General features: G+C 43.3%; 37 protein-coding genes. 2 read left to right on the forward strand and 35 right to left on the reverse strand.

The window, feature by feature from the left end:
- Window position 1 precedes the first annotated feature (1 nt).
- The 34 genes from H9W84_RS08755 to H9W84_RS08920 form a co-directional block, all read right to left on the reverse strand.
- On the reverse strand, window positions 2–754 hold the full coding sequence (locus H9W84_RS08755) for a TSUP family transporter (protein ID WP_201666358.1): 753 nt from the start codon (window positions 752–754) through the stop codon (window positions 2–4).
- A gap of 89 nt (window positions 755–843) precedes the next feature.
- Window positions 844–1,203, reverse strand: coding sequence for a 50S ribosomal protein L17 (gene rplQ / locus H9W84_RS08760; RefSeq protein ID WP_036593417.1), 360 nt, complete (start codon window positions 1,201–1,203; stop codon window positions 844–846).
- Window positions 1,204–1,223: 20 nt separating this feature from the next.
- Window positions 1,224–2,231 carry a DNA-directed RNA polymerase subunit alpha gene (locus H9W84_RS08765; RefSeq protein WP_007115569.1) on the reverse strand — a complete coding sequence of 336 codons (1,008 nt, stop codon included), beginning with the start codon at window positions 2,229–2,231 and terminating at the stop codon, window positions 1,224–1,226.
- A gap of 29 nt (window positions 2,232–2,260) precedes the next feature.
- A complete protein-coding gene (gene rpsD, locus H9W84_RS08770) occupies window positions 2,261–2,902 on the reverse strand; it encodes a 30S ribosomal protein S4 (RefSeq protein WP_099808446.1) in 642 nt (213 codons plus the stop codon).
- Window positions 2,903–2,912: 10 nt separating this feature from the next.
- Window positions 2,913–3,302 carry a 30S ribosomal protein S11 gene (gene rpsK, locus H9W84_RS08775; RefSeq protein WP_007115567.1) on the reverse strand — a complete coding sequence of 130 codons (390 nt, stop codon included), beginning with the start codon at window positions 3,300–3,302 and terminating at the stop codon, window positions 2,913–2,915.
- A 20-nt stretch (window positions 3,303–3,322) separates the two neighbouring features.
- Window positions 3,323–3,679: a 30S ribosomal protein S13 gene (gene rpsM / locus H9W84_RS08780; protein ID WP_007115566.1), complete on the reverse strand. Its 357-nt coding sequence runs from the start codon at window positions 3,677–3,679 to the stop codon at window positions 3,323–3,325.
- A gap of 155 nt (window positions 3,680–3,834) precedes the next feature.
- A complete protein-coding gene (gene rpmJ, locus H9W84_RS08785; protein WP_040403280.1) occupies window positions 3,835–3,951 on the reverse strand; it encodes a 50S ribosomal protein L36 in 117 nt (38 codons plus the stop codon).
- A 19-nt stretch (window positions 3,952–3,970) separates the two neighbouring features.
- On the reverse strand, window positions 3,971–5,308 hold the full coding sequence (gene secY / locus H9W84_RS08790; protein ID WP_007115565.1) for a preprotein translocase subunit SecY: 1,338 nt from the start codon (window positions 5,306–5,308) through the stop codon (window positions 3,971–3,973).
- Window positions 5,309–5,314: 6 nt separating this feature from the next.
- Window positions 5,315–5,755: a 50S ribosomal protein L15 gene (gene rplO, locus H9W84_RS08795; RefSeq protein ID WP_007115564.1), complete on the reverse strand. Its 441-nt coding sequence runs from the start codon at window positions 5,753–5,755 to the stop codon at window positions 5,315–5,317.
- Window positions 5,755–5,934: a 50S ribosomal protein L30 gene (gene rpmD, locus H9W84_RS08800; RefSeq protein ID WP_007115563.1), complete on the reverse strand. Its 180-nt coding sequence runs from the start codon at window positions 5,932–5,934 to the stop codon at window positions 5,755–5,757. Before rpmD ends, rplO begins: the two co-directional genes overlap by 1 nt.
- Before the next feature lie 16 nt (window positions 5,935–5,950).
- Window positions 5,951–6,448: a 30S ribosomal protein S5 gene (rpsE, locus tag H9W84_RS08805; RefSeq protein ID WP_007115562.1), complete on the reverse strand. Its 498-nt coding sequence runs from the start codon at window positions 6,446–6,448 to the stop codon at window positions 5,951–5,953.
- 2 nt (window positions 6,449–6,450) lie between these two features.
- The gene (rplR, locus tag H9W84_RS08810; protein WP_007115561.1) at window positions 6,451–6,801 is read right to left on the reverse strand and encodes a 50S ribosomal protein L18; all 351 of its coding nucleotides are present in this window, start codon (window positions 6,799–6,801) and stop codon (window positions 6,451–6,453) included.
- Between the two features lie 11 nt (window positions 6,802–6,812).
- Window positions 6,813–7,346 carry a 50S ribosomal protein L6 gene (gene rplF, locus H9W84_RS08815; protein WP_007115560.1) on the reverse strand — a complete coding sequence of 178 codons (534 nt, stop codon included), beginning with the start codon at window positions 7,344–7,346 and terminating at the stop codon, window positions 6,813–6,815.
- 73 nt (window positions 7,347–7,419) lie between these two features.
- Window positions 7,420–7,818 (reverse strand): 30S ribosomal protein S8, encoded by a 399-nt coding sequence (rpsH, locus tag H9W84_RS08820; protein ID WP_239743081.1) that lies wholly within the window; start codon window positions 7,816–7,818, stop codon window positions 7,420–7,422.
- An 11-nt stretch (window positions 7,819–7,829) separates the two neighbouring features.
- Complete coding sequence (gene rpsN / locus H9W84_RS08825; RefSeq protein WP_036593424.1) at window positions 7,830–8,135, reverse strand: 30S ribosomal protein S14; 306 nt, start codon at window positions 8,133–8,135, stop codon at window positions 7,830–7,832.
- Window positions 8,136–8,153: 18 nt separating this feature from the next.
- Window positions 8,154–8,693, reverse strand: coding sequence for a 50S ribosomal protein L5 (gene rplE / locus H9W84_RS08830; RefSeq protein WP_007115557.1), 540 nt, complete (start codon window positions 8,691–8,693; stop codon window positions 8,154–8,156).
- A gap of 19 nt (window positions 8,694–8,712) precedes the next feature.
- On the reverse strand, window positions 8,713–9,030 hold the full coding sequence (rplX, locus tag H9W84_RS08835) for a 50S ribosomal protein L24 (RefSeq protein ID WP_036593426.1): 318 nt from the start codon (window positions 9,028–9,030) through the stop codon (window positions 8,713–8,715).
- Between the two features lie 7 nt (window positions 9,031–9,037).
- Window positions 9,038–9,406: a 50S ribosomal protein L14 gene (gene rplN / locus H9W84_RS08840; protein ID WP_007115555.1), complete on the reverse strand. Its 369-nt coding sequence runs from the start codon at window positions 9,404–9,406 to the stop codon at window positions 9,038–9,040.
- A gap of 116 nt (window positions 9,407–9,522) precedes the next feature.
- Complete coding sequence (gene rpsQ, locus H9W84_RS08845) at window positions 9,523–9,807, reverse strand: 30S ribosomal protein S17 (protein ID WP_007115554.1); 285 nt, start codon at window positions 9,805–9,807, stop codon at window positions 9,523–9,525.
- 2 nt (window positions 9,808–9,809) lie between these two features.
- A complete protein-coding gene (gene rpmC / locus H9W84_RS08850; protein ID WP_007115553.1) occupies window positions 9,810–10,016 on the reverse strand; it encodes a 50S ribosomal protein L29 in 207 nt (68 codons plus the stop codon).
- The gene (gene rplP, locus H9W84_RS08855) at window positions 10,016–10,429 is read right to left on the reverse strand and encodes a 50S ribosomal protein L16 (protein ID WP_007115552.1); all 414 of its coding nucleotides are present in this window, start codon (window positions 10,427–10,429) and stop codon (window positions 10,016–10,018) included. The genes rpmC and rplP overlap by 1 nt, the downstream gene beginning before the upstream one ends.
- A gap of 5 nt (window positions 10,430–10,434) precedes the next feature.
- A complete protein-coding gene (rpsC, locus tag H9W84_RS08860; protein WP_007115551.1) occupies window positions 10,435–11,187 on the reverse strand; it encodes a 30S ribosomal protein S3 in 753 nt (250 codons plus the stop codon).
- A gap of 1 nt (window position 11,188) precedes the next feature.
- Window positions 11,189–11,518 carry a 50S ribosomal protein L22 gene (gene rplV, locus H9W84_RS08865; protein ID WP_007115550.1) on the reverse strand — a complete coding sequence of 110 codons (330 nt, stop codon included), beginning with the start codon at window positions 11,516–11,518 and terminating at the stop codon, window positions 11,189–11,191.
- A gap of 10 nt (window positions 11,519–11,528) precedes the next feature.
- On the reverse strand, window positions 11,529–11,804 hold the full coding sequence (rpsS, locus tag H9W84_RS08870; RefSeq protein WP_007115549.1) for a 30S ribosomal protein S19: 276 nt from the start codon (window positions 11,802–11,804) through the stop codon (window positions 11,529–11,531).
- Window positions 11,805–11,815: 11 nt separating this feature from the next.
- Window positions 11,816–12,646, reverse strand: coding sequence for a 50S ribosomal protein L2 (gene rplB, locus H9W84_RS08875; protein WP_007115548.1), 831 nt, complete (start codon window positions 12,644–12,646; stop codon window positions 11,816–11,818).
- A 10-nt stretch (window positions 12,647–12,656) separates the two neighbouring features.
- Window positions 12,657–12,980, reverse strand: a complete 324-nt coding sequence (rplW, locus tag H9W84_RS08880) for a 50S ribosomal protein L23 (RefSeq protein WP_007115547.1) — start codon at window positions 12,978–12,980, stop codon at window positions 12,657–12,659.
- Window positions 12,977–13,579 carry a 50S ribosomal protein L4 gene (rplD, locus tag H9W84_RS08885; RefSeq protein ID WP_007115546.1) on the reverse strand — a complete coding sequence of 201 codons (603 nt, stop codon included), beginning with the start codon at window positions 13,577–13,579 and terminating at the stop codon, window positions 12,977–12,979. Before rplD ends, rplW begins: the two co-directional genes overlap by 4 nt.
- Before the next feature lie 14 nt (window positions 13,580–13,593).
- On the reverse strand, window positions 13,594–14,232 hold the full coding sequence (gene rplC, locus H9W84_RS08890; RefSeq protein WP_239743083.1) for a 50S ribosomal protein L3: 639 nt from the start codon (window positions 14,230–14,232) through the stop codon (window positions 13,594–13,596).
- Between the two features lie 54 nt (window positions 14,233–14,286).
- Window positions 14,287–14,598, reverse strand: a complete 312-nt coding sequence (gene rpsJ, locus H9W84_RS08895) for a 30S ribosomal protein S10 (RefSeq protein WP_007115544.1) — start codon at window positions 14,596–14,598, stop codon at window positions 14,287–14,289.
- 334 nt (window positions 14,599–14,932) lie between these two features.
- The gene (locus H9W84_RS08900) at window positions 14,933–16,498 is read right to left on the reverse strand and encodes an Rne/Rng family ribonuclease (RefSeq protein WP_050324672.1); all 1,566 of its coding nucleotides are present in this window, start codon (window positions 16,496–16,498) and stop codon (window positions 14,933–14,935) included.
- 87 nt (window positions 16,499–16,585) lie between these two features.
- On the reverse strand, window positions 16,586–16,963 hold the full coding sequence (locus tag H9W84_RS08905; RefSeq protein WP_095355843.1) for a DUF5376 family protein: 378 nt from the start codon (window positions 16,961–16,963) through the stop codon (window positions 16,586–16,588).
- On the reverse strand, window positions 16,963–17,610 hold the full coding sequence (locus H9W84_RS08910; RefSeq protein WP_239743086.1) for an HAD family hydrolase: 648 nt from the start codon (window positions 17,608–17,610) through the stop codon (window positions 16,963–16,965). The genes H9W84_RS08905 and H9W84_RS08910 overlap by 1 nt, the downstream gene beginning before the upstream one ends.
- Window positions 17,607–18,158, reverse strand: coding sequence for a hypothetical protein (locus H9W84_RS08915; protein ID WP_239743088.1), 552 nt, complete (start codon window positions 18,156–18,158; stop codon window positions 17,607–17,609). Before H9W84_RS08915 ends, H9W84_RS08910 begins: the two co-directional genes overlap by 4 nt.
- Before the next feature lie 6 nt (window positions 18,159–18,164).
- Window positions 18,165–19,235 carry an RluA family pseudouridine synthase gene (locus H9W84_RS08920; RefSeq protein WP_239743090.1) on the reverse strand — a complete coding sequence of 357 codons (1,071 nt, stop codon included), beginning with the start codon at window positions 19,233–19,235 and terminating at the stop codon, window positions 18,165–18,167.
- A gap of 847 nt (window positions 19,236–20,082) precedes the next feature.
- Here H9W84_RS08920 and H9W84_RS08925 point away from each other — a divergent pair.
- A complete protein-coding gene (locus H9W84_RS08925) occupies window positions 20,083–23,886 on the forward strand; it encodes an Rne/Rng family ribonuclease (RefSeq protein ID WP_239743092.1) in 3,804 nt (1,267 codons plus the stop codon).
- A gap of 105 nt (window positions 23,887–23,991) precedes the next feature.
- Here H9W84_RS08925 and H9W84_RS08930 read toward each other — a convergent pair whose 3' ends face one another.
- On the reverse strand, window positions 23,992–24,909 hold the full coding sequence (locus H9W84_RS08930; RefSeq protein ID WP_239743095.1) for a DUF808 domain-containing protein: 918 nt from the start codon (window positions 24,907–24,909) through the stop codon (window positions 23,992–23,994).
- 402 nt (window positions 24,910–25,311) lie between these two features.
- On the opposite strand from H9W84_RS08930, the gene H9W84_RS08935 reads away from it, so the two are divergent.
- On the forward strand, window positions 25,312–26,154 hold the full coding sequence (locus H9W84_RS08935) for a DsbC family protein (protein ID WP_239743097.1): 843 nt from the start codon (window positions 25,312–25,314) through the stop codon (window positions 26,152–26,154).
- The last annotated feature ends 60 nt before the right edge of the window (window positions 26,155–26,214 follow it).

The following is a 26,214-nucleotide window of genomic DNA, read 5'->3' on the forward strand; positions in this document are numbered from 1 at the left end:
ATTAAGAAAAAAACACATATTTAATTAGCATCGCAAAACACATCACCACAATGACCGGTCGAATAAACTTGGTACCGCCTTTGACTGCCATCCTTGCACCCAATGAAGCACCAATAAACTGCCCCACCATCATAGCAACTCCCACTGACCAAAGCACTTTTCCACCCAACACAAAGAACATCAATGATGCGGCATTGCTGGTAAAGTTGAGTAATTTGGCATTGGCAGTCGCGGTAATCATATCCAAGCCCCGCATGGTGATACCGCCTAGCGCAAAAAACATCCCTGTACCAGGGCCCAAATAGCCATCATAAAAACCAATTAAGGGTGACATCCCATATTGCCATTTATTTTTGCTGATTCGTGGTGCAGATTTGACCTCACCGATAGTGGGTGCAAACAGATAATAAATACCAATAAGTGCGATTAAAAAAGGAATGCCTTTGGCTAATAGCACTGGCGGAGAAAGCTGCACAGCCATGGCGCCTAGCACAGCGCCCACAAAACAGGCGATAAGCGAACGCCAAATTTGCTTGGGGTGAATTTTGCCTTTGCGTATCATGGTAATAGAAGCAGAAAGCGAACCTGCCGTCGCTTGCAGCTTATTGGTGCCCAAGGTATAAAGCGTAGGAACATTTGCCATTAACAGAGCAGGAATGGTCAATAAGCCGCCACCCCCTGCCATGGCATCTAAAAATCCTGCAATCCCCGCGACCAACGTTAACATCACTAGCATATCAAAACTCAGCTGCATCATATTTCCAAAGGTTAATTGAGGAGTTATCACTATAAACAAAAAAACCCCATAAGCGCGAACCTATGGGGTTTTTTTAATCAGGATGATTAGTCACGGTCTACTAATTCGACGTATGCCATCGGCGCAGCATCGCCATCGCGATAACCACATTTGATGATACGTAAATAACCACCTGGACGCGCTTTGTAGCGTGGGCCTAGTGTCGTGAATAATTTACCTACAGTCGCTTTATTACGTAAGCGGTTAAACGCTAGACGACGGTTAGCAACTGAATCTTCTTTTGCCAAAGTAATTAGCGGCTCTGCCACACGGCGAAGCTCTTTAGCTTTAGGAAGAGTAGTTTTGATGAGTTCATGTTCAAATAGTGAGTTGGTCATATTTTGGAACATGGCCTTACGATGGCTGCTGGTACGACCCAACTTAACTCCACTGTTACGATGTCGCATGGTCAAACTTCCTTTAAATTTTAACGGCTACGGTAAGAGAAGCGGTCATCAACACGTAAATCAGCAGGTGGCCAATTTTCAAGGCGCATACCAAGTTCTAAGTCTTTAGAAGCAAGGACGTCTTTGATTTCAGTTAATGATTTCTTACCGAGATTTGGGGTTTTTAACAACTCAGTTTCGGTGCGTTGTACCAAATCGCCAATGTAATAGATATTTTCCGCCTTCAAGCAATTTGCTGAGCGAACCGTTAATTCTAAGTCATCCACTGGGCGAAGTAGCACAGGGTCAACTTCTTCTTTTTCCTTAACAGGTTCTGGGGTAGCTTCCGCTTCAAGGTCAACAAATACGGCAATTTGCTGCTGCAAAATCGTTGCTGCTTTGCGAATCGCTTCTTCTGGATCGATAGTACCATTGGTTTCAAGTTCGATAACCAAACGGTCTAAGTCAGTACGTTGTTCAACACGGGCATTTTCAACTTGGTATGCCACGCGTAAGATTGGGCTATAGCTAGCGTCCAATTTTAAACGACCAATAACTTTGTTATCACCAGAATCTTTACGTACATTGGCAGGCTCATAACCACGACCTACTGCTACACGCAAACGCATTTTTAAATGACCACGATCACTTAATGTACCTAAAACTAAATCAGGATTGATAATCTCTACATTGTGAGGTAACTCAATATCTGATGCTAGTACAGTGCCAGGACCTTGTTTGTCAAGGGTCAAGAATACTTCATTTTGATCATGCAATTGGATCGCTAAACCTTTTAAATTTAATAATAGATCTAGCACATCTTCTTGCAACCCTTCAAGGGTTGAATACTCATGATCAACGCCTTCGATTTCAGCTTCGATTACAGCTGCACCAGGCAATGAAGATAATAGAATACGACGTAGGGCATTACCTAAGGTATGCCCAAAACCTCGTTCTAACGGTTCGAGCGTGACTTTGGCGTGTGTTTCATTGACCGTGTCCACATGAATGGCATTCGGTGTAAGAAACTCAGTAGCATTTAGCATCATTTGTCACCTCGACTTTATAGTAAAATTAATTATTTAGAGTACAACTCAACGATTAAGCTTTCGTTGATTTCGCTTGGTAAATCAGCACGCTCTGGCGCTTGTTTAAAAGTACCTTGCAATTTGCTGTGATCAACTTCCAACCATACAGGTGTGCCACGTTGACCCGCCAATTCAATTGCGTTTTTGATACGTAATTGTTCTTTGGCTTTTTCGTGTACGGCAATCACATCACCATCTTGTAATTGGATTGAAGGAATGTTCACACGAACAAACTCATCACGACCCGCTTTTTTTACTAGAATAGCACGATGGCTAACTAATTGGCGAGCTTCTGCGCGAGTTGCACCAAAACCCATACGATAAACAACGTTATCGAGGCGACGTTCTAACATTTGAAGCAAGTTTTCGCCAGTTGCGCCTTTCATACGCGCAGCTTCTTTATAGTAGTTTGAGAATTGACGCTCTAACACACCATAAATGCGTTTTACTTTTTGTTTTTCACGAAGCTGTGCAGAATACTCTGACGTTTTGCTACGTGGATTACCATGTTGACCAGGGGCACGGTCAGCTTTTTTGGTTTTTTCTTCGTACGCTTTTACGCCTGATTTTAATTGTAAATCAGTACCTTCACGACGAGAAAGTTTTAATTTTGGACCTAGATAACGGGCCATGAAAGTCTCCTTATACGCGACGTTTTTTCGGTGGACGAGTTCCGTTATGAGGAATCGGGGTTATATCGCTAATGCTGTTTATTTTATAACCCAATGCACCTAAGGCTCTTACCGCAGACTCACGACCAGGTCCTGGACCTTTAACCAAGACATCAACATTCTTGACACCATATTCTTGTGCTGCTTTACCAGCAACTTCAGCCGCAACCTGTGCAGCAAATGGTGTAGATTTACGTGAACCACGGAAGCCTTGTCCACCAGCGGTGGCCCAAGCCAAAGCATTACCTTGACGATCGGTAATCGTTACAATGGTGTTATTAAAAGACGCATGGATGTGCGCTACGCCCTCAGCTACCGAGCGGCGAGTCACTTTTTTGCGACTACGAGTGTCTTTTGCCATCTTTTAGCTTCCTAAGTTAATTATTTTCTGATTGCTTTACGTGGACCCTTACGAGTACGCGCATTTGTTTTTGTGCGTTGACCATTTACTGGTAAACCGCGACGATGACGCAAGCCACGATAGCAACCTAAGTCTACTAAACGTTTAATATTCATCGAGATTTCACGACGCAAGTCACCTTCAGTCGCATACTCTGCAACTTGGGTACGGACAGCATCAAGCTGAGTATCATTTAGTTCACTGATTTTAGTAGTTGGTGCAATGTTTACCGCTTCTAAAATTTTAGCAGCAGTGGTACGACCAATACCAAAAATATAAGTGAGTGAAATGATAGCGTGCTTGTTGTCCGGAATGTTTACACCGGCAATACGAGCCATTGACATTTCTCCAATTATAAGGAAAAGATGAGTTAATCATCTACTGATGTAGCATTTTGAAACACTTGGTTATCTACAAATGTGTCAAAATAACGACAAGTAGCGGATAATACAGTATCCGCTACCTGATTTCAAGTCCAATCTAACAATTTAGATTAACCTTGACGTTGTTTATGACGCGGTTCTGCACTACAAATAACGCGAACAACGCCTTTGCGGCGTACAATTTTGCAGCTACCGCAGATTCTTTTTACAGATGCTTGAACTTTCATTTTCAGCTCCTAGTAGTAGTTATGAATGCTTGACTTCCATGGTTTGCATCAGCGAATAATCATGGTATTGGTGAGTCATTAAGTGCGCTTTAACTTGGGCAATAAAGTCCATAATCACGACCACACTAATCAGTACTGAGGTACCGCCTAAATGAAACGGAATACCAAACGCAGATTGCAATATCATCGGCATCAAACAAATAATTGTCATATAAATCGCACCAATAAAGGTTAAGCGATTTAATACATGATCTAAATAACGTTGAGTTTGTAAACCTGGACGAATACCTGGAATATACGCCCCACTTCGTTTCAAATTCTCTGATACTTCTTTTGGACTAAACACCAACGCGGTATAAAAATAACAAAAGAAAATAATCAAGGCTGCAAAAATTACCAAATACAGCGGCTGACCCGGTGATAACACTAATGCCATATTCTGCAAGAAGCTTTGAAAAATATTGGGATTGGGTGATTGACCTACCCACTGTCCCAAACTCGCTGGGAATAATAACAATGAACTGGCAAAAATCGCTGGAATAACCCCTGCCATATTAATTTTTAATGGCAAATGCGATTGCTGCTGTGCATATATTTTTCGTTCTTGCGATTGCTTTTGGGCATAGTTGACGGGGATACGGCGCTGTGCACGCTCAATAAACACAATCCCTGCCACCACCGCTAACGCCAATAAACTAAATATCAACAAGGCAATCATATTCATTTGACCTTGCTGAACAGAGTTAATTGACTGTGTGACCACCTGTGGAAAAGTCGCTACGATACCCGCTAAAATTAGCATTGAAATACCGTTACCAATACCACGTTCAGTAATCTGTTCACCTAACCACATCAAAAACATTGACCCTGCAACCAACGAGGTTACTGCAGGAATATAAAAACCAAGACCACTGGTCAATGTTAAATTCTGACTAATCAAACCTGTGCACATACCAATTGATTGAACCAAAGCTAAGGCAAGGGTTAATTGGCGTGTATACTTGTTGATTTGGCGTTGACCGGCTTGGCCTTCTTTTTTTAATGCATCCAATGATGGTATAACCGCCGTCATCATCTGGACAATGATTGAAGCAGAAATATAAGGCATAATCCCGAGTGCCATGACTGACATCCGCTCTAATGCCCCACCAGAAAACATATTAAACAAACCTAAAATAGTATTTTCATTGGTTTGAAAAAATTTCGATAAGCTTTCTGGATCCATACCAGGAATAGGTACGTGTGAACCGAAACGATAGACGACTAAAGCACCCAACAAAAATAGTAAACGATTAAATAATTCATCGTACTTACGAATAAATGCTAGAGGATTCATCGATGTTGAATGCTTAGTCATGTAGGATTACTCCTCAACAGTACCACCAGCTGCTTCAATAGCCGCTTTAGCACCTTTAGTCACTTTAACACCTTTAAAAGTATATGCTTTGGTTACGTCACCTGAAAGGATGATACGAACACGTTGCATATCGTGGCGAATGATATTCGCTGCTTTTAAAGACTCAACGCTTACCACGTCACCATCAACTTGGTTCAATTCTGATAAACGCACTTCTGCCGTTACCATTGCAAGTTTACTGGTGAAACCAAATTTTGGCAAACGACGGTATAAAGGCATCTGACCGCCTTCAAAACCTGAGCGAATACCAGAACCTGTACGTGAGGTTTGACCTTTGACACCACGACCACCGGTTTTACCGATACCAGAACCGATACCACGACCACGGCGAAGTTTATTTTTTCTTGAACCTTCAGCTGGGCTCAATTCATTTAAACGTAGACCCATTATACTTCCTCCACTTTAACTAAGTAGTTAACGCGGTTTACCATACCACGGGTCGAAGGGGTATCTTCAACTTCGACAGTATGTCCAATACGACGTAACCCTAAACCTTTCAAACAAGCTTTATGGCTTGCTAGGCGATGGGCACTCGATTTTACTTGAGTAACTTTCATTTTTTTCATGTTAGCTCACCTTAGCTTAGCCCAAGATTTCTTCAACTGATTTGCCGCGTTTTGCCGCAACTTTTTCAGGAGAAGACATTTCTTTTAACCCGTTGAAAGTTGCACGTACAACGTTAGCGGCATTGGTTGAACCATAGCATTTTGCTAATACGTTTTCTACGCCTGCAACTTCTAATACTGCACGCATTGCACCACCCGCGATAACACCGGTACCTTCAGAGGCTGGTTGCATATACACGCGGCTTGCACCGTGGCTAGCAGTAATAGGATGTTGAAGGGTTGTACCTGCTAAATCAACGGTAATCATATTACGTTTGGCAGCTTCTAGTGCTTTTTGAATCGCTGCAGGCACTTCACGCGCTTTACCACGACCAAAACCAACACGACCATTACCATCACCTACCACTGTGAGTGCGGTGAAAGAAAAGATACGACCACCTTTTACAACTTTAGATACACGGCCAACTGTGACTAAGCGCTCTACTAAACCGTCTGTTTGTTCAACTTTTGCCATGATTAGAACTCCAATCCATTTTCACGAGCGGCTTCAGCTAATGCTTTAACACGACCATGATATTTAAAACCGCTACGATCAAACGCAACTTTAGTAATACCGGCAGCTTTAGCGCGTTCTGCAATTAATTTACCAACGGCAGTTGCAGCTTCGATGTTGCTAGTTTGACCAGCACGTAAAGTAGTATCTAACGTTGAAGCTTGGGCTAATACTTCACCACCCGTTGGTGAGATAACTTGTGCATAGATGTGGGTGTTAGTACGATTAACAGATAGACGATTTACGCCTAAACCACGGATATGTGCACGGGTTTTTTTCGCTCTGCGAAGGCGAGCAGCTTTTTTATCAAACATGTCATTTCACCTTATTTTTTCTTAGCTTCTTTACGAGCGACATACTCATCGCTATAACGAACGCCTTTACCTTTGTAAGGCTCAGGTGGGCGATAGCCACGAATGTTTGCTGCTGCTTGACCTAGCTTTTGTTTGTCGCTAGATTTTAACACGATTTCAGTCGCAGTTGGAGTTTCAGCAGTAACACCTTCAGGTAGTACATATTCGATTGGGTGTGAGTAACCTAAGTTTAGGTTAACTTTATTGCCAGCAACAGCGGCTTTATAACCAACACCAATCAATTGTAGACGACGTTCGAAGCCTTCAGTAACACCTTTAACCATGTTGCTTAATAATGCACGAACTGTACCAGTGTGCATCCAACCGTCTTTGGTGTCAGATTTTGGTGAAAGAATAATTTGATTATCTTCCTGTTTTAGCTCGACCAAATCATGCAGGCGTAAAGTTAGCGTACCTTTGCTACCTTTAACTTCAACCTGCTGACCGTTCAAAGTAACACTTGTACCATTTGGTAGTGCTACAGGGGCTTTAGCCACACGAGACATACGGGTAATTCCTATAAAAGTGATAAAAAAACGAACAGGCACAACAAACTATGCCTGTCCCTCTTAATGTTGATTAAGCTACGAACGCAATAACTTCGCCGCCTAATCTAGCTGCACGAGCTTCACGGTCGCTCATGATGCCTTTACTGGTAGAGATGATTGCTACACCTAGACCTTTTTGGACACTTGGTAGTGCATCTTTACCACGGTATTGACGTAAACCTGGACGACTATAACGTTTAATCGTCTCAATAACTGGCTTACCTTCAAAATATTTTAACTCGATAGTTAATTCAGTTTTACCTGTACCAACTTCTTGAGTTTCTGCGGTTGCAACATAACCTTCTTTCACTAGCAAATCAGCAATTGATTTACGTAGTTTTGAGTTTGGCATAGTCACAGACGCTTTTTGAGCCATTTGTGCATTACGGATACGAGTCAACATATCAGCAACGGTATCTTGCATACTCATATTGTTTCCCCTTACCAGCTTGCTTTATGAACGCCAGGTACATCACCTTGCATTACTTTTTCACGAATCATGTTACGTGAAAGACCAAATTTACGGAAATACCCATGTGGACGACCTGTCAATGCACAACGGTTACGTAAACGTACTGGTGAAGCGTCACGTGGTAGTGCTTGTAACGTAAGCATTGCGTCCATACGCTCTTCGTCAGTTGCGTTGATGTCGCTGATAATTGCCTTAAGCTTTGCACGCTTCTCAGCATATTTAGCAACAGTCGCTTCGCGTTTAAATTCGCGATTAATCATACTTTTCTTTGCCATATTGCCTTATCCTTGCTGTTAGCCCTTGAATGGGAAGCCGAATGCTTTAAGCAATGCACGACCTTGATCATCAGTTTTTGCGGTAGTCGTAATGGTAATATCTAAACCACGAATACGGTCGATTTTGTCAAAGTCAACTTCAGGGAAAACGATTTGCTCTTTGATACCTAATGAATAGTTACCACGGCCATCAAATGCTTTATCTGTAAAACCGCGGAAGTCACGGATACGTGGAATAGCAATTGAGATTAAACGATCTAAAAATTCGTACATCTGTTCGCCACGTAACGTCACTTTACAGCCGATTGGCCATTCTTCACGGATTTTAAAGCCTGCAACTGATTTGCGAGCTTTGGTTACTACAGGTTTTTGACCGGCAATTGCCGTCATATCCGCTAATGCGCCTTCAAGAACTTTTTTGTCTTGCGCCGCATCACCCACACCCATGTTTAGGGTGATTTTGGTGATTTTAGGGATTTCCATAACGTTGGCTAAACCAAGCTCTTGCTGAATTTTTTGCTTAAGCTGTTCGTTATATTGTGTTTTAAGTCTTGCCATTACTGATACCCTTAGATGGTTATGCAGTCGCCACAACTTCACCAGATGAACGATAAACGCGTTGTTTTTTGCCTTCGTCATTCAATTGGTAAGAAATACGATCTGCCTTTTGGGTTGCTGCATTATAAATTGCAACATTTGAAATGTGTAAAAATGCTTCTTTCTCGATAATACCACCTTCAACGCCAGTCTGTTGGTTTGGCTTTTGGTGTTTTTTAACGATGTTGATGCCTTCAACTTTTACACGGTCTTCTTTTACTGCTAGTACTGTACCTTGCTTGCCTTTGTCTTTGCCAGCAATTACAATCACTTGGTCGCCTTTACGTAATTTTGCCATGTTTTCCTCACAATACTTCTGGGGCTAATGAAACAATTTTCATAAATTGTTCGCCACGTAGTTCGCGGGTTACTGGTCCAAAAATACGTGTTGCAATTGGTGCTTTATTGTTGTTCAACAACACAGCTGCATTATCATCAAAACGTAGTACTGAACCGTCAGGACGACGTACACCAAACTTCGTGCGTACGACTACCGCGTTCATTACATCACCTTTCTTGACACGACCGCGTGGAATTGCTTCTTTCACAGTCACTTTAATGATGTCGCCTACTGATGCATAACGACGATGTGAGCCACCTAGCACTTTAATGCACATAACTCGTTTTGCACCACTGTTGTCTGCAACTTCCAGCATTGTTTCAGTCTGAATCATCGCGTTACTCCATAAATTGGCAAAACAAGTCTTTGCCACAATAAGCCATTTTTAAGGTGGCGTATTGTAGCAGTTACTGACTTGCTTTGCAATTATAACTATCTATTTAAGTTAAATTAAATATTAACTGCTTTTTCTACGACGTCTACTAATACCCAAGATTTGGTTTTTGATAGTGGACGTGTTGATTTGATACGAACTGTATCACCAACGCCACACTCATTGTTTTCATCATGAGCATGTAGTTTGGTCGAACGGCGAATCATTTTGCCATATTTGGCATGACGAATACGACGTTCAACAAGTACAGTAATGGTTTTATCCATTTTGTCACTGACAACTTTACCAGTGACTGTACTTTGTTCAGTAGCGTTAGCTTGGTTGGTATTTTGCTCACTCATGATTAAGCCCCTTGGTTTTCGGTGTTCTGTTTTTCAGAGATAAGAGTCTTGATTTGAGCAATCGTACGACGATTTGCTTTAATCTCATGGGTGTTGCCTAACTGACCAGTGGCTTTTGCCATACGAAGACGAAATGTTTCTAACTGTTTTTCGTCTAGTAATTGGGTCAGCTCTTCGACTGATTTGTCTTTAAGTTCACTGATCTTCATTACATTATCGTCCGTTTAACAATGGTGGTTTTGAAAGGCAACTTGGCAGCTGCAAGCGTGAACGCTTCAGTTGCTAGCTCGTCAGAAACCCCTTCGATTTCATAAAGCATTTTGCCTGGTTTGATTTCGCATACCCAGTATTCTACTGGACCTTTACCTTTACCCATACGAACTTCTAATGGTTTTTCGGTAATTGGTTTGTCTGGGAATACACGAATCCAAATTTTACCACCGCGCTTGATACGACGTGAAATCGTACGACGAGCAGCTTCGATTTGACGTGCAGTCATACGACCACGTTCTACTGATTTAAGTCCGATTGTACCAAAAGATACGCTACTACCACGGTGAGCTAACCCCGTATTACGTCCTTTTTGTACTTTACGAAACTTGGTACGTTTTGGTTGTAACATATCGATTAACCTCTGTCTTTAGCTGGGCGCTCACTACGTGGGCGGTCGCTACGATCATTACGAGCACGACGTTTTTGAGGTGCACGTGCTTGTTTTTCTTCTTTGACTGGATTATATACACGGTTCATGCCGTCAAGCACTTCACCACGGAAAATCCAAACTTTTACACCGATAGTACCGTAAGTGGTTTCTGCGCGTACATTTGAATAGTCAATATCTGCACGTAATGTATGCAAAGGTACACGACCTTCACGATACCACTCTGAGCGAGCAATCTCAGCGCCGCCAAGACGACCTGATAGCTCAACTTTGATACCTTGTGCGCCAGCTTTCATACTGTTTTGAACAGCACGTTTCATAGCACGGCGGAACATGACACGACGTTCAAGTTGTGAAGCAATACCATCAGCCACTAGACGTGCGTCTAAGTCTGGTTGGGTGATTTCTTCAATGCTAACTTGTGCTGGTACGCCCATTAATTTGGTAAGTTCTTTTTGTAGGCTTTCGATATCTTCGCCTTTTTTACCAATGATGATACCAGGACGTGCAGTAGCAATAGTGATTTTAGCCGCGCCCGTAGGACGTTCAATGCTAATACCGCTAATCATCGCTGCTTTAAGCTTTTTCTCTAAATATTTACGAACTTGTAAGTCGTTGATTAAGTATTCAGAGTATTTTTTTGGATCTGCATACCAGTTAGCGTTTGATTTACGGATTACGCCAAGACGGATGCCGATTGGATGAACTTTCTGTCCCATATTATGCTCCTACCTTAACTGTGATGTGGCAAGTACGTTTGCTAATACGGTCAGCACGACCTTTGGCACGTGGTAAAACACGTTTTAACGTAATGCCTTCATCCACATAAATGGTAGAAACACGCAATGTATCGATGTCTAAACCATTGTTATGCTCAGCGTTAGCAATTGCAGATTCTAAGCATTTTTTAACCAATTTAGCGGCTTTTTTGTTGCTAAAGGTTAAGATATCTAATGCACGCTCGATTGATTTGCCGCGAACTTCGTCAGCAACTAAGCGTACTTTTTGTGCCGAAATGGCGGCACCGCGTAATTTTGCAGTTACTTCCATGATGAGCACCTTATTTCTTAGATTTCTTGTCAACGCCATGACCACGATATGTACGGGTTGGGGCGAATTCACCAAGTTTATGACCAACCATTTGCTCGTTTACGATAACAGGTACATGTGTACGACCGTTATGAACAGAAATAGTTAAGCCGACCATTTGTGGCAAAATCATTGAGCGACGTGACCAAGTTTTGATTGGTTTGCGTGAGTTAGTTTCTAACGCATTCTCAACTTTGGCAAACAAGTGCGCATCGATGAATGGACCTTTTTTCAATGAACGAGGCATGAAATTATTCCTTATTTCTTATTGACGCGACGACGGCGGATAATCATGTGGTCAGTACGTTTGTTAGAACGTGTTTTAAGGCCTTTAGCCTTTTGACCCCATGGGCTGGTTGGGTGTTTACCGAAGTTACGACCTTCACCACCACCGTGTGGATGGTCAACTGGGTTCATTGCAGTACCACGAACGGTGGGACGAACGCCACGCCAGCGGTTTGCACCTGCTTTACCCAATGATTTAAGGTTATTTTCAGTGTTTGATACTTCACCGATAACCGCACGACAATTTACGTGGATACGACGAGTTTCGCCTGAACGTAAACGAACGATTGCATAGATACCATCACGACCCAATAATTGAACCGCAGCACCTGCTGAACGAGCGATCTGTGCACCTTTACCGATTTTAAGTTCGATATTGTGAATCACTGTACCCACTGGAATGCTACGTAGTGGCAAGCAGTTACCTGGGCGAATTGGTGCAGTTTCACCAGAAATAACGGTATCGCCTTGTTGCAATTTTTTTGGTGCGATGATGTAACGACGCTCACCGTCTGCATATTTAAGTAGTGCGATGTGTGCAGTACGGTTTGGATCGTACTCAATACGCTCTACAACAGCAGGAATATTGTCTTTGTTACGTTTGAAGTCAACAACACGGTAATGCTGTTTATGACCACCACCGATATGACGGGTAGTGATACGACCGTTGTTGTTACGACCACCAGTTTTGCCTTTTGACTCTACTAATGCTGCATAAGGACGACCTTTATGAAGGTGTGGATGCACCACTTTCTCGACAAATCGGCGACCTGGTGATGTCGGTTTGGCTTTTACGATAGGCATTGTGTAATCCTTATTCGTTGTCAGCAGCAGGTTGTTCTGCTACGTCGGCTACTTGAACATCTTGACCAGCTTTTAAGGTCACATAGGCTTTTTTGAAGTCTTGACGACGACCTACCGTGCGACCAAATCGCTTTGTCTTACCTTTAACATTTAAAGTGTTAACTTTAACTACTTCAACACCTTCAAACATTAATTCTACGGCTTTTTTAATCTCTTTTTTTGTCGCGTTGGTGTCAACTTTGAACACTTGCACACCTAAAGTATCGCCCAAGATTTGAGATTTTTCTGAAAATACAGGTGCTTTTAGTACCTGATATAGTCTTGCGTTATTCATGCTAACACTCCCTCAATTTCTTTGGCGGCTGCGACAGACATGATGACTTTGTCAAACGCAATTAGGCTAACTGGATCAACTTCAGTGCTACCTAGTACGCTGACGTATGGAATATTACGAGCAGCTAAGTAAAGATTTTCGTCAACTTCATTGGTAACGATTAATGCTTTAGGGGCATTTAAGTCTTTAAGTTTAGCAATAAGCTCTTTAGTTTTTGGTGCTGAAATGCTGATGTCATCAACCAATACCAAACGGTCTTGACGAATCAATTCAGCAAGAATGCATTGCATGGCACCACGGTACATTTTACGGTTCACTTTTTGTGACCAATCTTGTGGTTTGGCTGCAAATGCGCGGCCACCACCGACCCAAATTGGGCTACGGATGGAACCTGCACGTGCACGGCCAGTACCTTTTTGACGCCATGGTTTTTTACCACCGCCAGATACTTCACCACGTGTTTTTTGAGCACGGCTACCTTGACGACCACCCGCTAAATAAGCGGTAACTACTTGGTGTACAAGTGCTTCGTTGAATTCACGACCAAATGCTACGTCTGATAGCTCAACCGCCGAACCTGTTACTGTATTTAGATTCACGTTAATCCCCTTGATTAAGCTTTAACTGATGGACGTACGATAACGTCGCCACCGTTGGCACCAGGAATTGCACCCTTGATAACTAGGACACCTTTTTCGGCATCAACTGAAATCACTTCTAAGCCTTGTACGGTCACACGTTTGTTACCCATTTGACCTGGCATTTTTTTGCCTTTAAATACACGACCCGGTGTTTGGTTTTGACCTGTAGAACCCACAACGCGGTGAGATACTGAGTTACCATGTGTCCAATCTTGTGAACGGAAGTTGTGGCGTTTGATACCACCTTGGAAACCTTTACCTTTGCTGGTACCAATTACGTCAACGATTTGACCTACTTGGAACAAGTCAGCAGCGATTTCACTACCTGCTTCGCGGCCTTCAAGTTCGCTGTCTTCGACGCGAAATTCCCAAGTGCCACGACCTGCAGCAACGCCAGCTTTTGCAAAGTGACCTTTTTGAGCTGCATTAACACGAGAATCACGACGTTCACCAGTTGTTACTTGGATAGCTTGGTAGCCGTCTGTGTCTTGTGTTTTGATTTGAGAGATACGGTTGGCAGTAACTTCAACAACAGTTACAGGAATTGAAACACCTGCTTCTGTGAAGATACGAGTCATGCCGCATTTTTTTCCGACTAAACCGATCGCCATGTTGTTAACCTCTTAATTTTTACTGTTATTCAATATAGGTGTTACCCTAAGGGGTTAGCCTAATGCGATTTGTACATCAACACCCGCCGCCAAATCCAACTTCATCAGTGCATCGACTGTTTTGTCAGTAGGCTGAACGATATCTACCATACGTTTAAATGTGCGGATTTCGTATTGGTCACGGGCATCTTTGTTCACGTGTGGTGAGGTTAAGATGTTAAAGCGTTCAATGCGAGTTGGTAGCGGTACTGGACCACGAACTTGTGCACCTGTGCGTTTTGCGGTATCAACAATCTCTTGAGCTGATTGGTCAATCAGACGATGGTCAAAAGATTTAAGTCTGATACGGATTTTCTGGTTAGCCATGCCAGTAAGCTCCTAATATAAAGTTTGATATGGGTTAATTTGCGTTGGGTGTTAAGCTGTTATTGAGTAAACACCTAACTTGCATTTTTTACCTGTTTTTGACAGGCACTTTTTGAAAATAAAAAAATTTCAGTCCCACTCAAACTATTAACTTACAATACATAGATAGCATTATTAATAGTCGGTGAAACTGTATTCTTTAATTTCGTGTCGCAAACAATGGAGCGACTGTATTAAAGGGCTTATTCTTTTATGAATTGACGAATCATCTTCGTCGCCCTGCAATAAGTTAAGTGGGCTGTATTATACCGATTTTTTGGGTAAAAGCAATAGGCTAATCTAGCAAAATATCATATTGTTCTTGATTAAAACGGTTATCACTCTCCAAATTAATCGGACGACCTAGCAGATATTCCATCTCTGCCACTGTATCCGCTTCAATGGTTTCAAGTAAATCAATCACGCCGCTATTTGCGACCACGGTAAATTTCTTAGGAGCGTTGTAGGTTCTGGCGCAGCGCATCAATTCGCGGAAAATCTCCAGACACACGGTTTCGGCGCTTTTGACAAAGCCTTTACCGCCACAGGTTGGACACGGCTCGCAAAGCTGTTGTTGTAGGCTCTCGCGCGTGCGCTTGCGAGTCATCTCTATCAGCCCAAGCGCTGAGACTTCGCTGATGTTGGTTTTGGCATAATCGCGTTTGAGCTGTTCTTGCAGGCTTGCTAGCACTTCATCGCGGTGTTGTTGCTCTTGCATATCGATAAAGTCAAGAATGATAATCCCGCCCAAATTACGCAGTCGCAGCTGACGGGCGATAGCATGGGTGGCCTCTAAATTAGTTTTATACACTGTATCTTCAAGAGAACGCCCTCCGACAAATGAGCCTGTATTGACATCGATGGTCGTCATGGCTTCGGTTTGGTCAATGATGAGATAACCGCCTGATTTGAGATTGACACGGCGATTGAGCGCGTCTTTTAAATCCTCTTCAACGCGGTGAACATCAAATAACGCCTGCTCGCCTTCATACAATTGAATACGTGGATAAATGAGTGGGACAAATTCTTTGGCAAAATGACGAATAGCATCAAACACTCGGGCGTTATCGACCGTCACCCTTTCAGTCTGCTCACCAATCAAATCTCGAATCGCGCGCAAAGGTAGCGACAAATCTTGATAAATTAGCTCAAAACGGCGATGGGTCGGCGTTTGCTCACGGCGGGCTTGTACCATCCGCCAAAGCTGCAGTAGATAATAAATATCTTCTTCAAGTTTGGATTGCGGGATATTTTCGGCAGCGGTACGGGCAATCAATCCGCCTTGCAGATTGACTTGGTGCATCAGCTCGCCAAGCTGAGTTTTTAACCGTTCTCGCTCATCGCCATCAATCCGCTGTGAAATCCCGATATGTTCACCATACGGCAAGTACACCAAATAACGCGAAGGCAATGACACATCCGTCGTCAGTCGTGCGCCTTTACTGCCTAATTGGTCTTTAATCACTTGCACCAAGATACGCTGTCCTTCATACAAGCGGTTTTCTATCAACTCGCTAGGCGGTGGCTGATAGGTGGTTGTGGTCATCGCAAGCGTAGTGGTGTCAGGGTCTAAGGTGTTGTCAATCGCGGGGTTTTGTGGTTTGGGCGGTTCAATGGCTGAGAGCTTAGGACGCAGGGTCTGCATATCATTGACGTGCAAAAACGCGGTACGCGATTGCCCAATGTCGATAAACGCTGCCTGCATGCCTGGCAATACGCGCACCACTGTGCCAAGGTAGATATTGCCCACTGATCCAAGTTTGCTATGGCGTTCGATAAAGATTTCGTTGAGTATCCCATCTTCGAGCACGGCGACTCGGCTCTCAGATGGGCTGATGTTGATGAGTAGTTCTTCGGTCATTGTAAACAGCTTTTTAAAATTTTTAGTTGCCGTTATTCTACTAGAGTTTTAGTAGTTTCAACAAATTTATAAAATTAGATAATTAGGCTAGTTCATGCTGACTAACTTCTCATACCCTTCATTTGGTGGATTTTTTAAAAACGCTATCCATTCAAAAATAACAGTTCTAAACTCGTGCTTTGTTAATGTTGTTTGATTTTCAGTATCATTTTCATCCATTAAAGAGTAAATCTTAAATTTATCATCTGTAATATCAACACCCCAATAGCTTGAACTAAAATCAATATCAAAAAGCTTATTGGAATCTAGTTGTGATAATATCTCTTTTGCAAACTCTAAATTATAGCTAAGCTCTCTTAAATAACAGTACAAAGCATTGATTGGTTCAGTATTATATTCAAACTCAATATCATGTATTCGTTTATGCCAAACTTCCACAAACCTTGTTGTAAATTTAATTTCCACTAAAACAAACTCAATTTTAATTGCTCAACTGAATCTACAATGAGAGTGGGATTTTCTTTAGCCAAAACATCGGCTTTTTCACAGCCGTAACTTACAGCAATGCTATCCATGTTGATATTTTTTGCCATTCGCATATCGTGAATACTATCGCCTATCATCACCGCATCTTCAAGGGTTTTGTCTGTTTCGGCTAAAATTTGTTCCAGCATGAGCGGATTGGGCTTGCCTGCGGTTTCGTCAGCGGTTTTGGTAGTTGTGAAAAAGGCTTCAATTCCAGAGTTTGGCAATACTCGCTCCAGACCTTTACGTTTCTTGCCTGTGGCAATGGCTAAGGTTTTGCCTTGCGCGTGTAAATCTTGAATCAATTCTTTAATACCATCAAACAGTTTGTCGTTGTCGCAATGTTTAACGTAATATTCTGAGTAAGTCGCTAAAAGTTCATCATATTTATCGCTGTCATTGGGAAACAGCATGGGAAACGCATCGACTAACGCAATACCAATAATAGATTTGGTGGCGTCATCAGTGACGGTTAAACCGTGCTTTTCAGCAGCATAGCGCATGGCATCGACGATTAAGCCCACCGAATCCATCAACGTGCCATCCCAATCGAAAATGATTAGCGATTTTTGGTTAAAATTATTCATAAGTTGTTGTATTCACTTGGTTGTAAAAATTGATTAATTCGACTGACAATCTCGGGGTAAAAATCTTTTCGATGAAAGCGAGTTTCCCAAACCCATAATAAGTAATGCACTATATTGATAAAATCCTCAGCAGTTAGCGCATTTTTAGTTAATAAGATTTGTAATGCCTTTGAAAAATCGGCAATATACTCAAGATTATCCTCATACCCCACATCATAGTTACCCAAAATACCCATTTGGTTAAACATCATGGCTTTTTCAAACGTGATGCCTTTGCTATTCACCTCAATCTTTTTATCAATCGGGAATTCTTGACTGGTTGTCTGAATGCTTGATTGCTTCGAAATAGCCACAGGCTGTTGACCTACTAAGTAAGCCAATGGCATAAAAACAATGCAATCATCGGTATTTGCGGATGTTTCAAGGGCAAGCGATAGCAAAAACGCCCGCACTTGAGTTGGTGAAAATTGCTTAAACTGCTCAGTAATTTGCGTGATGAGCGAAGGCTCTAGCTTTGCCCATCTATCATCTTTATAGACTATTGCCACCGCTTATTACCCTACTAATGATTGCATATCATCGGGTAAATCTGCTGTTATCACCTCATATTCTGGAATAGCAAGCTGATAAGCATGCAAGCACAAACGGCGCACGCTTTTATCGCCTTTAGCTACATTCGGATTATATTTATCATCACCCAATAATGGATGCCCGATACTCGCCAAATGCACCCGAATTTGGTGGGTACGCCCTGTCAGCGGTTTGGCTTCAATTAAGCTGACTTTTTGACCATTTAACTCAAATTTTTGCAACACTTTAATTTGGGTTTGGCTTGGCTTACTGTCTTCGGATTTTACATCTACTTTGACACGGCGTTCACCGCTTTTGCCTTCTTGTGTGGCAGGCAACGTGTATTTTAGTAGCGGTTTATCAATGGTTTGTGTTTCGCTACTTATCCAACCTACCACCAAACACAGATAGGTTTTTTGCAAGGTTTTTTCTCGCAAATGCTCTTGTAAAGTTTTAAGGGTTGAGCGCTTTTTGGCAATCATCAGCAAGCCAGAGGTATCTTTGTCAATGCGGTGTACCAACTCAAGGTATTTTTTACCCGTTGCTTCTCGCATCGCTTCAATCACGCCAAAACTCTCGCCACTGCCGCCATGCACCGCCATACCCGATGGTTTATTGAGCACGATTAAACCCTCATCTTCATACACAATGCGCTCAAGCAAGCTCTGGGCAAAGTCAGGACTAATCACGGGTTTTTCACGCGTGGCAAGCTTGATGGGTGCAATGCGCACCACGTCATTACGCTGCAGTTTATCGTGGGGTTTACAGCGTTTGCCATTGACACGGATTTCGTCAGAACGAATCATGTTATAGACATGTGAGCGCGGCAGTCCTTTAAGACGACCCAACAAAAAGTTATCAACACGTTGGTCATGCTGCTGGCGCGTGACGGTCAGGTAATTGACTTTAGCAAAATCTAAAATATCGTCATCTGCAGACTGCGGTTGTTTGCTAGGCGTGCGTTTTGGGGTTTGATGAGCCGATTGCTGCGATGGGGTGTCGCGTTTTTTGCTAGGATGGGCAGGAGGTTTGGGAGACTGCGAGTGCTCTGTCATATTTTAATAGCCGTTTACATAAAAATTTGCTATAGTTTAGCAGTTTAGTGCCTGTGCCGCTATGAATTCGCGCCATCAATTCGACTTAAACCCTGTTAAGCTTCATTTCAAAGTAGTGTATGCGGGATAATTAAACTGTCGCTTTTGCTGTCGCCCATACCGCCGAAATTTATTCATGGCAGTATGACTTATGATAGGGCGCACTAGACTGCCAATATTTATAGATTTTAAGACTGATTTTAATCAATATCAGCACACGACATACGAGTAACGAAGATAATTGTCATTTGGAAACATGTTCAAATAGTTTGTAAAGATTAGTGATATATAGAGATAACAGATAAATGGTGGGTTTTGTGCCTTACAACCACAAAACTGCTGGTAACGATTAGCGTATTATGCGCCTAGGTAAATGAACTCAGTAGTTGCGATTTTGAGATAAACGTTTACGGTTTTGGACGATTTACCATTTTAAATTGCCCACGCCTTTGTAAAACCTAACTTATCAGGCTTGCCATTTAAAGCGAAAACTAACGCTAACACTTTTTGACCAATAGAGAAACAGGGTTCATTCATTTGTCCTAAAACAGACATTGTTTTGGTCAACAACCCCAATCCAGCATGACGGTAGCGTTTACCTAGCAGGCTTACAACCTCGCTATGGCAATAATCCAACTTAATCATGCAATTTTTGATGAACAACAAACCTTGTTATCAAGCCGCTTAAGCTTGGTATCAGCGAGTCTAATCAAGACTGTTTGACGTTGTTTCATCTAATATTTGATAGTAATGTTTGATAGCAACATTTATCTACGCTCGTATGTTTTGTGTGTTTAGGAGAAAACACATGAAACGCATCCTTATCAATGCTACCCACGCCGAAGAAATCCGTGTTGCCCTGTGCAATGGCAATCACTTATATGATTTCGATTTAGAAAACCGTACCCGCGAGCAAAAAAAAGCCAATATTTATAAAGGTAATGTGACCCGTGTCGAGCCATCGCTTGAAGCCGTATTTGTGGAATACGGTTCACAACGTCAAGGTTTTTTACCGATTCGTGAAATCGCGCCAGAGTATCTAGCAGGTGACCCTCGCTCTACCACTAACATCAAACAACTGATTAAAGAAGGCGATGAACTCATCGTTCAGGTGGAAAAAGAAGAACGCGGTAATAAAGGTGCGGCTTTATCTACTTTGATTTCATTGGCGGGTCGTTATTTGGTATTGATGCCCAACAATGCGCGTGGCGGCGGTATCTCTCGCCAAATCTCTGGCAAGTTGCGCGACGAGATGAAGCAAGCGTTAAGTGATCTAAGACTACCCAAAGGCATGAGCGTTATCATCCGTACCGCAGGGATTGGTAAAACTACGGATGAATTGCAACAAGACCTTGACCATTTATTAAACATCTGGAAAGGCATCCAACAACAAAGCCAAAAATTCCCCTCACCTCGCCTGTTGCACCAAGAAGCGGGCGTAGTCACCCGTGCAGTACGCGATTACCTGCGTGATGATATCACGGAAATTTGGGTCGACAATGAATACGCCTATAATGAAGCGGCGAATTTTATTGAAGCGGTGATGCCGCAGCAAGCGAATAAACTGCGCAAATACACTGACTATGAGCCGATGTTTGCCCGTTTTGGGATTGAAAAACAAATCGAAACCGCCTACCAACGTGAAGTACGTTTGCCAAGCGGCGGTTCAATTGTAATTGACCAAACTGAAGCCCTCGTATCAATCGATATTAACTCATCAAAAGCCACCAAAGGCGCGGATGTCTCAGAAACGGCGTTTAATACCAATTTAGAAGCAGCAGATGAAATCGCCCGTCAATTACGCCTGCGTGATATGGGTGGTTTGATTGTTATTGACTTTATTGACATGGCAACCGATGACCACCAAAAACAAGTGGAAAATCGTCTCAAAGAAGCCACTAAAAACGACCGCGCGCGTATCCAATTCGCTGAAATTTCACGTTTTGGACTACTTGAAATGAGTCGTCAACGCTTGCGTCCGTCACTTGAAGAAGCGACAGGTTACCTCTGTCCCCGTTGTCACGGTACCGGTATGATTCGTGACTTGCGTTCACTTGCCTTATCAATCATGCGTCAAATCGAACAACGGGCGCTACAAGAGCGTCATGGCGAAATACAAGCCGAAGTGCCAACCGATATCGCGGCATTTTTACTCAACGAAAAACGTGAAACGCTGGTGTGTCTTGAGCAAGAAAGTGGCACGCGCATTACTATCTTGCCACATGCCCATCTTGAATCCCCCGAGTTTAATATCACTTATAACAGTGACGGGTTTGCGCCATCGAGCTATGAGCGTGTCGCCGAAAGCCAACAACAAGAATATAAAGACCGTGGCTACGATACTAGCAACTGGCACACGGATGACAATGAAGTCAGCCGTGTAGCACCGACAGGTAATCATAATGCCTGGAGCAATGCTAGCAACGCCGCCAACACCACGCCTAGCCCTGCAACGCCATCCAACAAGCCTCAGCAAACTGCTAACAATACGACTGCCGCCAAAGCTGCCGCGCCACAACCCGTGCAGCCGGCCGCAACTGTGCCTGCAACTTCTGCAGTCGCTTGGCTATCGAACTTGTTTGCCCCTACCCAGCAAGCCCAAGTCACCCCACACTTTAGCGGTCAAGATGCCGCTTCGGCGATTGAAAGTCTCGTCAATACCGGCGCGCAAAGTTTGGGTGTGCAAGGTCAAATCAATTACGCGGCATTGACGGCAAGCATCCCTGCGGCGAGCGCAAACACCAGTGAAACTAGTGCCAATCCTTATCAAGAAGCGTCTCAACAACCTTCAGCCACGGCTGAATCAAGCGATAAAGATGCCGAGCGCCGTAAACGTGGTAACCGCAAACCAAAGGCTAAAAAACCAAACCGTTATCAATCTGAAACGAGTGAAGCAGAAGTTTCATCACAGGACACTGACAGCAATAAAGACAAGTCAAATGATGCGTCAAAAACTGCCAAAACTAGTGAGCTGCCAAAACGCGAGCCGAATAGTCGCCGTGACAGCCGCGGGGTCAAAGAACGTCGTGCTACACTAGCGAACGATGATAGTAACGCGTTTGTAGTCAATGATGTAACAGAGACTGATACCGCTGTTGCCCCTGTCGATGGTAGAAAAAATAACCAATCCAAAGCAGAAAAACCGAAAGGCGCAAAACAACGTGACCCCAACAGCGTGCAAGTTCAAGTATTTAAAACTGAACAACAGCAACCTATAACTGCGGTTGAAACAACGCACCTCTCGCTAGATGCCAGCAAAGGGGAAATTGCAAAACCTGAGGTGCAGTCAATAGCATCGGCTACGATGCCCGAACCCACAACACCCGAACAGGAAACTCAGACGCCAGTTACCCCTAGCAGCGTTACAGTGTACAATGACGAGGTAGCAGAGCTTTCTACAGCATCCACACCATCTGTGCCATCAGCTGAGCCAGCCACTGCACAGCTGGCAGTGACACCGAGCCAAGGTCGTGCCAAAAATGACCCGCGTGAAGTGTATAAGGCGTATCAAGCGCAATTTAGCCCAGTTGCCTCTGTAGTGACCCCTTCGGTTGCAAAAATTTCAGGTACGGTGAGTCAGTTTATTAACCAGTACTTAGATAATGCTGCTGAAAAAATGGCAACCGACAGCATGGTTAGCTGCTTTATCCAAGCCATCGATGCTTTTAATCATCAAGCTGCTACCACCACTTCATCAAAAGATAATATCGTAGTGGCTGAACAACAGCGTTTTGGGCAGTACTTTAGAAATTATGGCTATGCCAGCCTATCCGCGCAAAACTTGGATGATTATCATACGGCCATTTTGCCAGCCAGTCAGTTCCAACGCCAAGCAGGCAAAACTGACGCTGCGCTGCCAACAGTGACTAAACGCGCCATCAATGATCCACGCGGTTCATTGGTTAATACCGCTGTCGCTCAAGCGCCGACTGACTCAAACCCGTCAGTTACTGAGCCTGCCTCCAATGCAACTGACAGTGGCACAGGTCAATTAGAAGCAGCCTCAACTCAATCAGCGTCGCCTAGCCACAGTCACCTGTCATATCAAGCAGGTAGCGTAGGCGCATGGATTGTGGCGCGCTTAGGCGAGCAAGGTCATGCGTTGATTGAGCAAGGTAAATTGGTCGAAGCTTACTTACAAGCGCACAATGCGCCAGTCGCTAACCAACCTACCGAGCCAGTCTCTGCGACAACAATAGCGGATGATGCTATAGTGAATCAGGACGTTGACTTAGTGCTAACAGCTGATGAACCCGCATTAGACCATAACACTGACAGCGAAGGTGTTGAAGCAACGGACGTAGAAGATAGCGCAGAAGCAGCGGCGCAAAAACGTAAAACCACACCCGTAAGTTATAAGAACATGATTGAAAGTGTGGCAGAACAAATGAAACCGGCAACCGTTGGTATGCTGACCTTGGCAACCCCAAAAGCACCAAAAACCCGTACGCGTAAAGCTAAGGCGAGCGAAAAACCAGCAGCCAAACCCAAAACGCGTACCAGTAAAAAGGTGGAAAATGCCGTGGTTGTCACTAAAAAATCGACGACCACCGCCGAAACTGACGTAGCGCCCTCTCACGATGAGTCGGTAACGCCGCAGCACAATCAGTAATTCAATCGTGTTTGCGTGCCTGTATAGCAATAAAAAAGCAGTTCAACATGAACTGCTTTTTTATTTTAGCTACAAATTTTACATACAATGAATGAACAGGCTTTCCTAATGGGCAGGTTTATTACGAATTTTTGAGATGACTGTCATGATCGCAACCACCACTAAACCTGCTACCAAACCAACCAGTGCATTTAATAGGTTGGTGGTTAAGCCTGAAAACGCCCCTGACAAGTCACCTAAATGTTCAATCCCATGATGTAATGCACCAACGCCATGGGCCAAAATACCACCACCGACCAAGAACATCGCCAAAGTACCGGCGATTGATAGCACTTTCATCAAAATAGGCGCAAAGGCTAATAAGGCTTTACCTATACTTTGTGCCGCTGATGACGACTTTTGCTGCAAGTGCAGCCCTAAATCATCTATCTTGACAATCATGGCGACAAAGCCATACACACCCACTGTCATGAGGAGTGAAATTACTACCAGTGTTACTGCCTTATCCAGTAAAGGCACCGTTGCCGCAATGGTACCAAGTGAAATCACAATGATTTCAGCCGATAAAATAAAGTCCGTCCGCACTGCCCCTTTAATCTTTTCTTTTTCATGCGCCACCAAATCTACGCTTTCATCGGCATTGGCTGCTACCCGCTCGGCTTGCTCAGGGTCGTTACTCGCAGGGTGTGGCCAAAATTTGTGCACCACTTTTTCTGCCCCTTCATAACACAGATATAAACCACCAATCATCAATAACCCGGTCACCAAGGCTTGCGAAATCGCACTAATAATTAAAGCCAGTGGCACCAAAATCGCTTTATTGACTAAAGAGCCTTTGGCGACACTCCACACCACAGGCAACTCGCGATCGGCTTTTACCCCTGATACTTGATTGGCGTTGAGTGCCAAATCATCGCCCAACACGCCCGCCGTTTTTTTGGCAGCGACTTTTGTCATCACCGATACATCATCTAGGATGACACTAATATCATCGAGTAAGGTTAACAAACTAGCAATTGCCATGATAAATTCCTAAAAAATAGTAAAAGATGAAAAAATAATAATAGTTATTAAACTGGCTGACGATTTGTTAGTTTACAAATTTGTCATTCAAACACAATGTTTAAATTGTATCGCAACTTATCAATAGTTATTTGCCTAAACGTTGAATTTTTTTAAAAAACCTAGTTAAACAAACTCTCAGTTATACAACCTTTCAATCCATTAATAGAACTTGGCTTCGAGCTGATTACTTTTAGCGCACTAAAAGATTGAGACAAGCATAAAGATTGAAACGGGCAAAAATGTGAGCCCCGACCTAGTAGACCTGGTAGATTGTTAACAATAAGTTGACAGGGGTAGCGCTCATACACCATCACAATATGGTAAAATAAAAACCTATATTAACGTTCTGTGGGTTTTCTCATGCTCATTCGTTTTGCAACTTATCCTGCTAAAACCTCATTAGCCACCCGTTTAATTACCAGTGTCATCGCCGTGGCTGGCATGGTTGGTTTGGCAGGCTGTGATAATGCCCAATCGCGCACACCTGCCAAGTCTGAAAGTCAGAAACATGAAGCAACTAGCAGCTCAGCCCCCTTGGCAAAAAATGAATCACAGCTACAGCAAATGCTGGCGGCAAATTTAGCCAAATCAGGTATCACCGCCAAAATCACCTCGGTGACAGCGACCAGTATGCCAAATATCTATTGGGTCAAAGCCGAAGGTTTACCGGCGTTTTTTACCGATGCGACAGGACAATATGTGGTACAAGGCGATATCATCAAAGTCGGTGGTACCAAACCTGAGCATATCTCAGCGAACTTGCAAGCGCAAGATGCGAAAGCCAGCCTTGCCACCATTGATAAAAAAGACATGATTATCTTCCCCGCTAAGGGGCAGACGAAAGCCGCAATCTATGTGTTTACCGATGCAGATTGTGGTTATTGCCGTAAATTCCACAGTGAAATTGATGAAGTAAATGCACTGGGTATCGAAGTGCGCTATCTACCTTGGCCACGTAGTGAACAGACCATGCCAATCATGGAAAAAATCTGGTGTAGCAGTGACCGCAAAAAAGCCTTAACCGATGCCAAATTGGGCATGCCTATCAACGCACCGACTTGCAGTAACCCCGTACGTAAAATTTATGAGTTAGGCGCAAATTTGGGTATCAATGGCACCCCAGCCGTGTTTGACACAGAAGGTCATCAACTTGGCGGTTATGTGCCACCTGCTGAATTGGCACAGGCGCTCAACCTCAAATAAGTTCACCCCTGATGGAATACAAACCAGCTAGTACTCATTAGCTGGTTTTTTTATTTTAAT

Source organism: Moraxella tetraodonis, assembly GCF_022359095.1.
Taxonomy (GTDB): Bacteria; Pseudomonadota; Gammaproteobacteria; order Pseudomonadales; family Moraxellaceae; genus Faucicola; species Faucicola tetraodonis.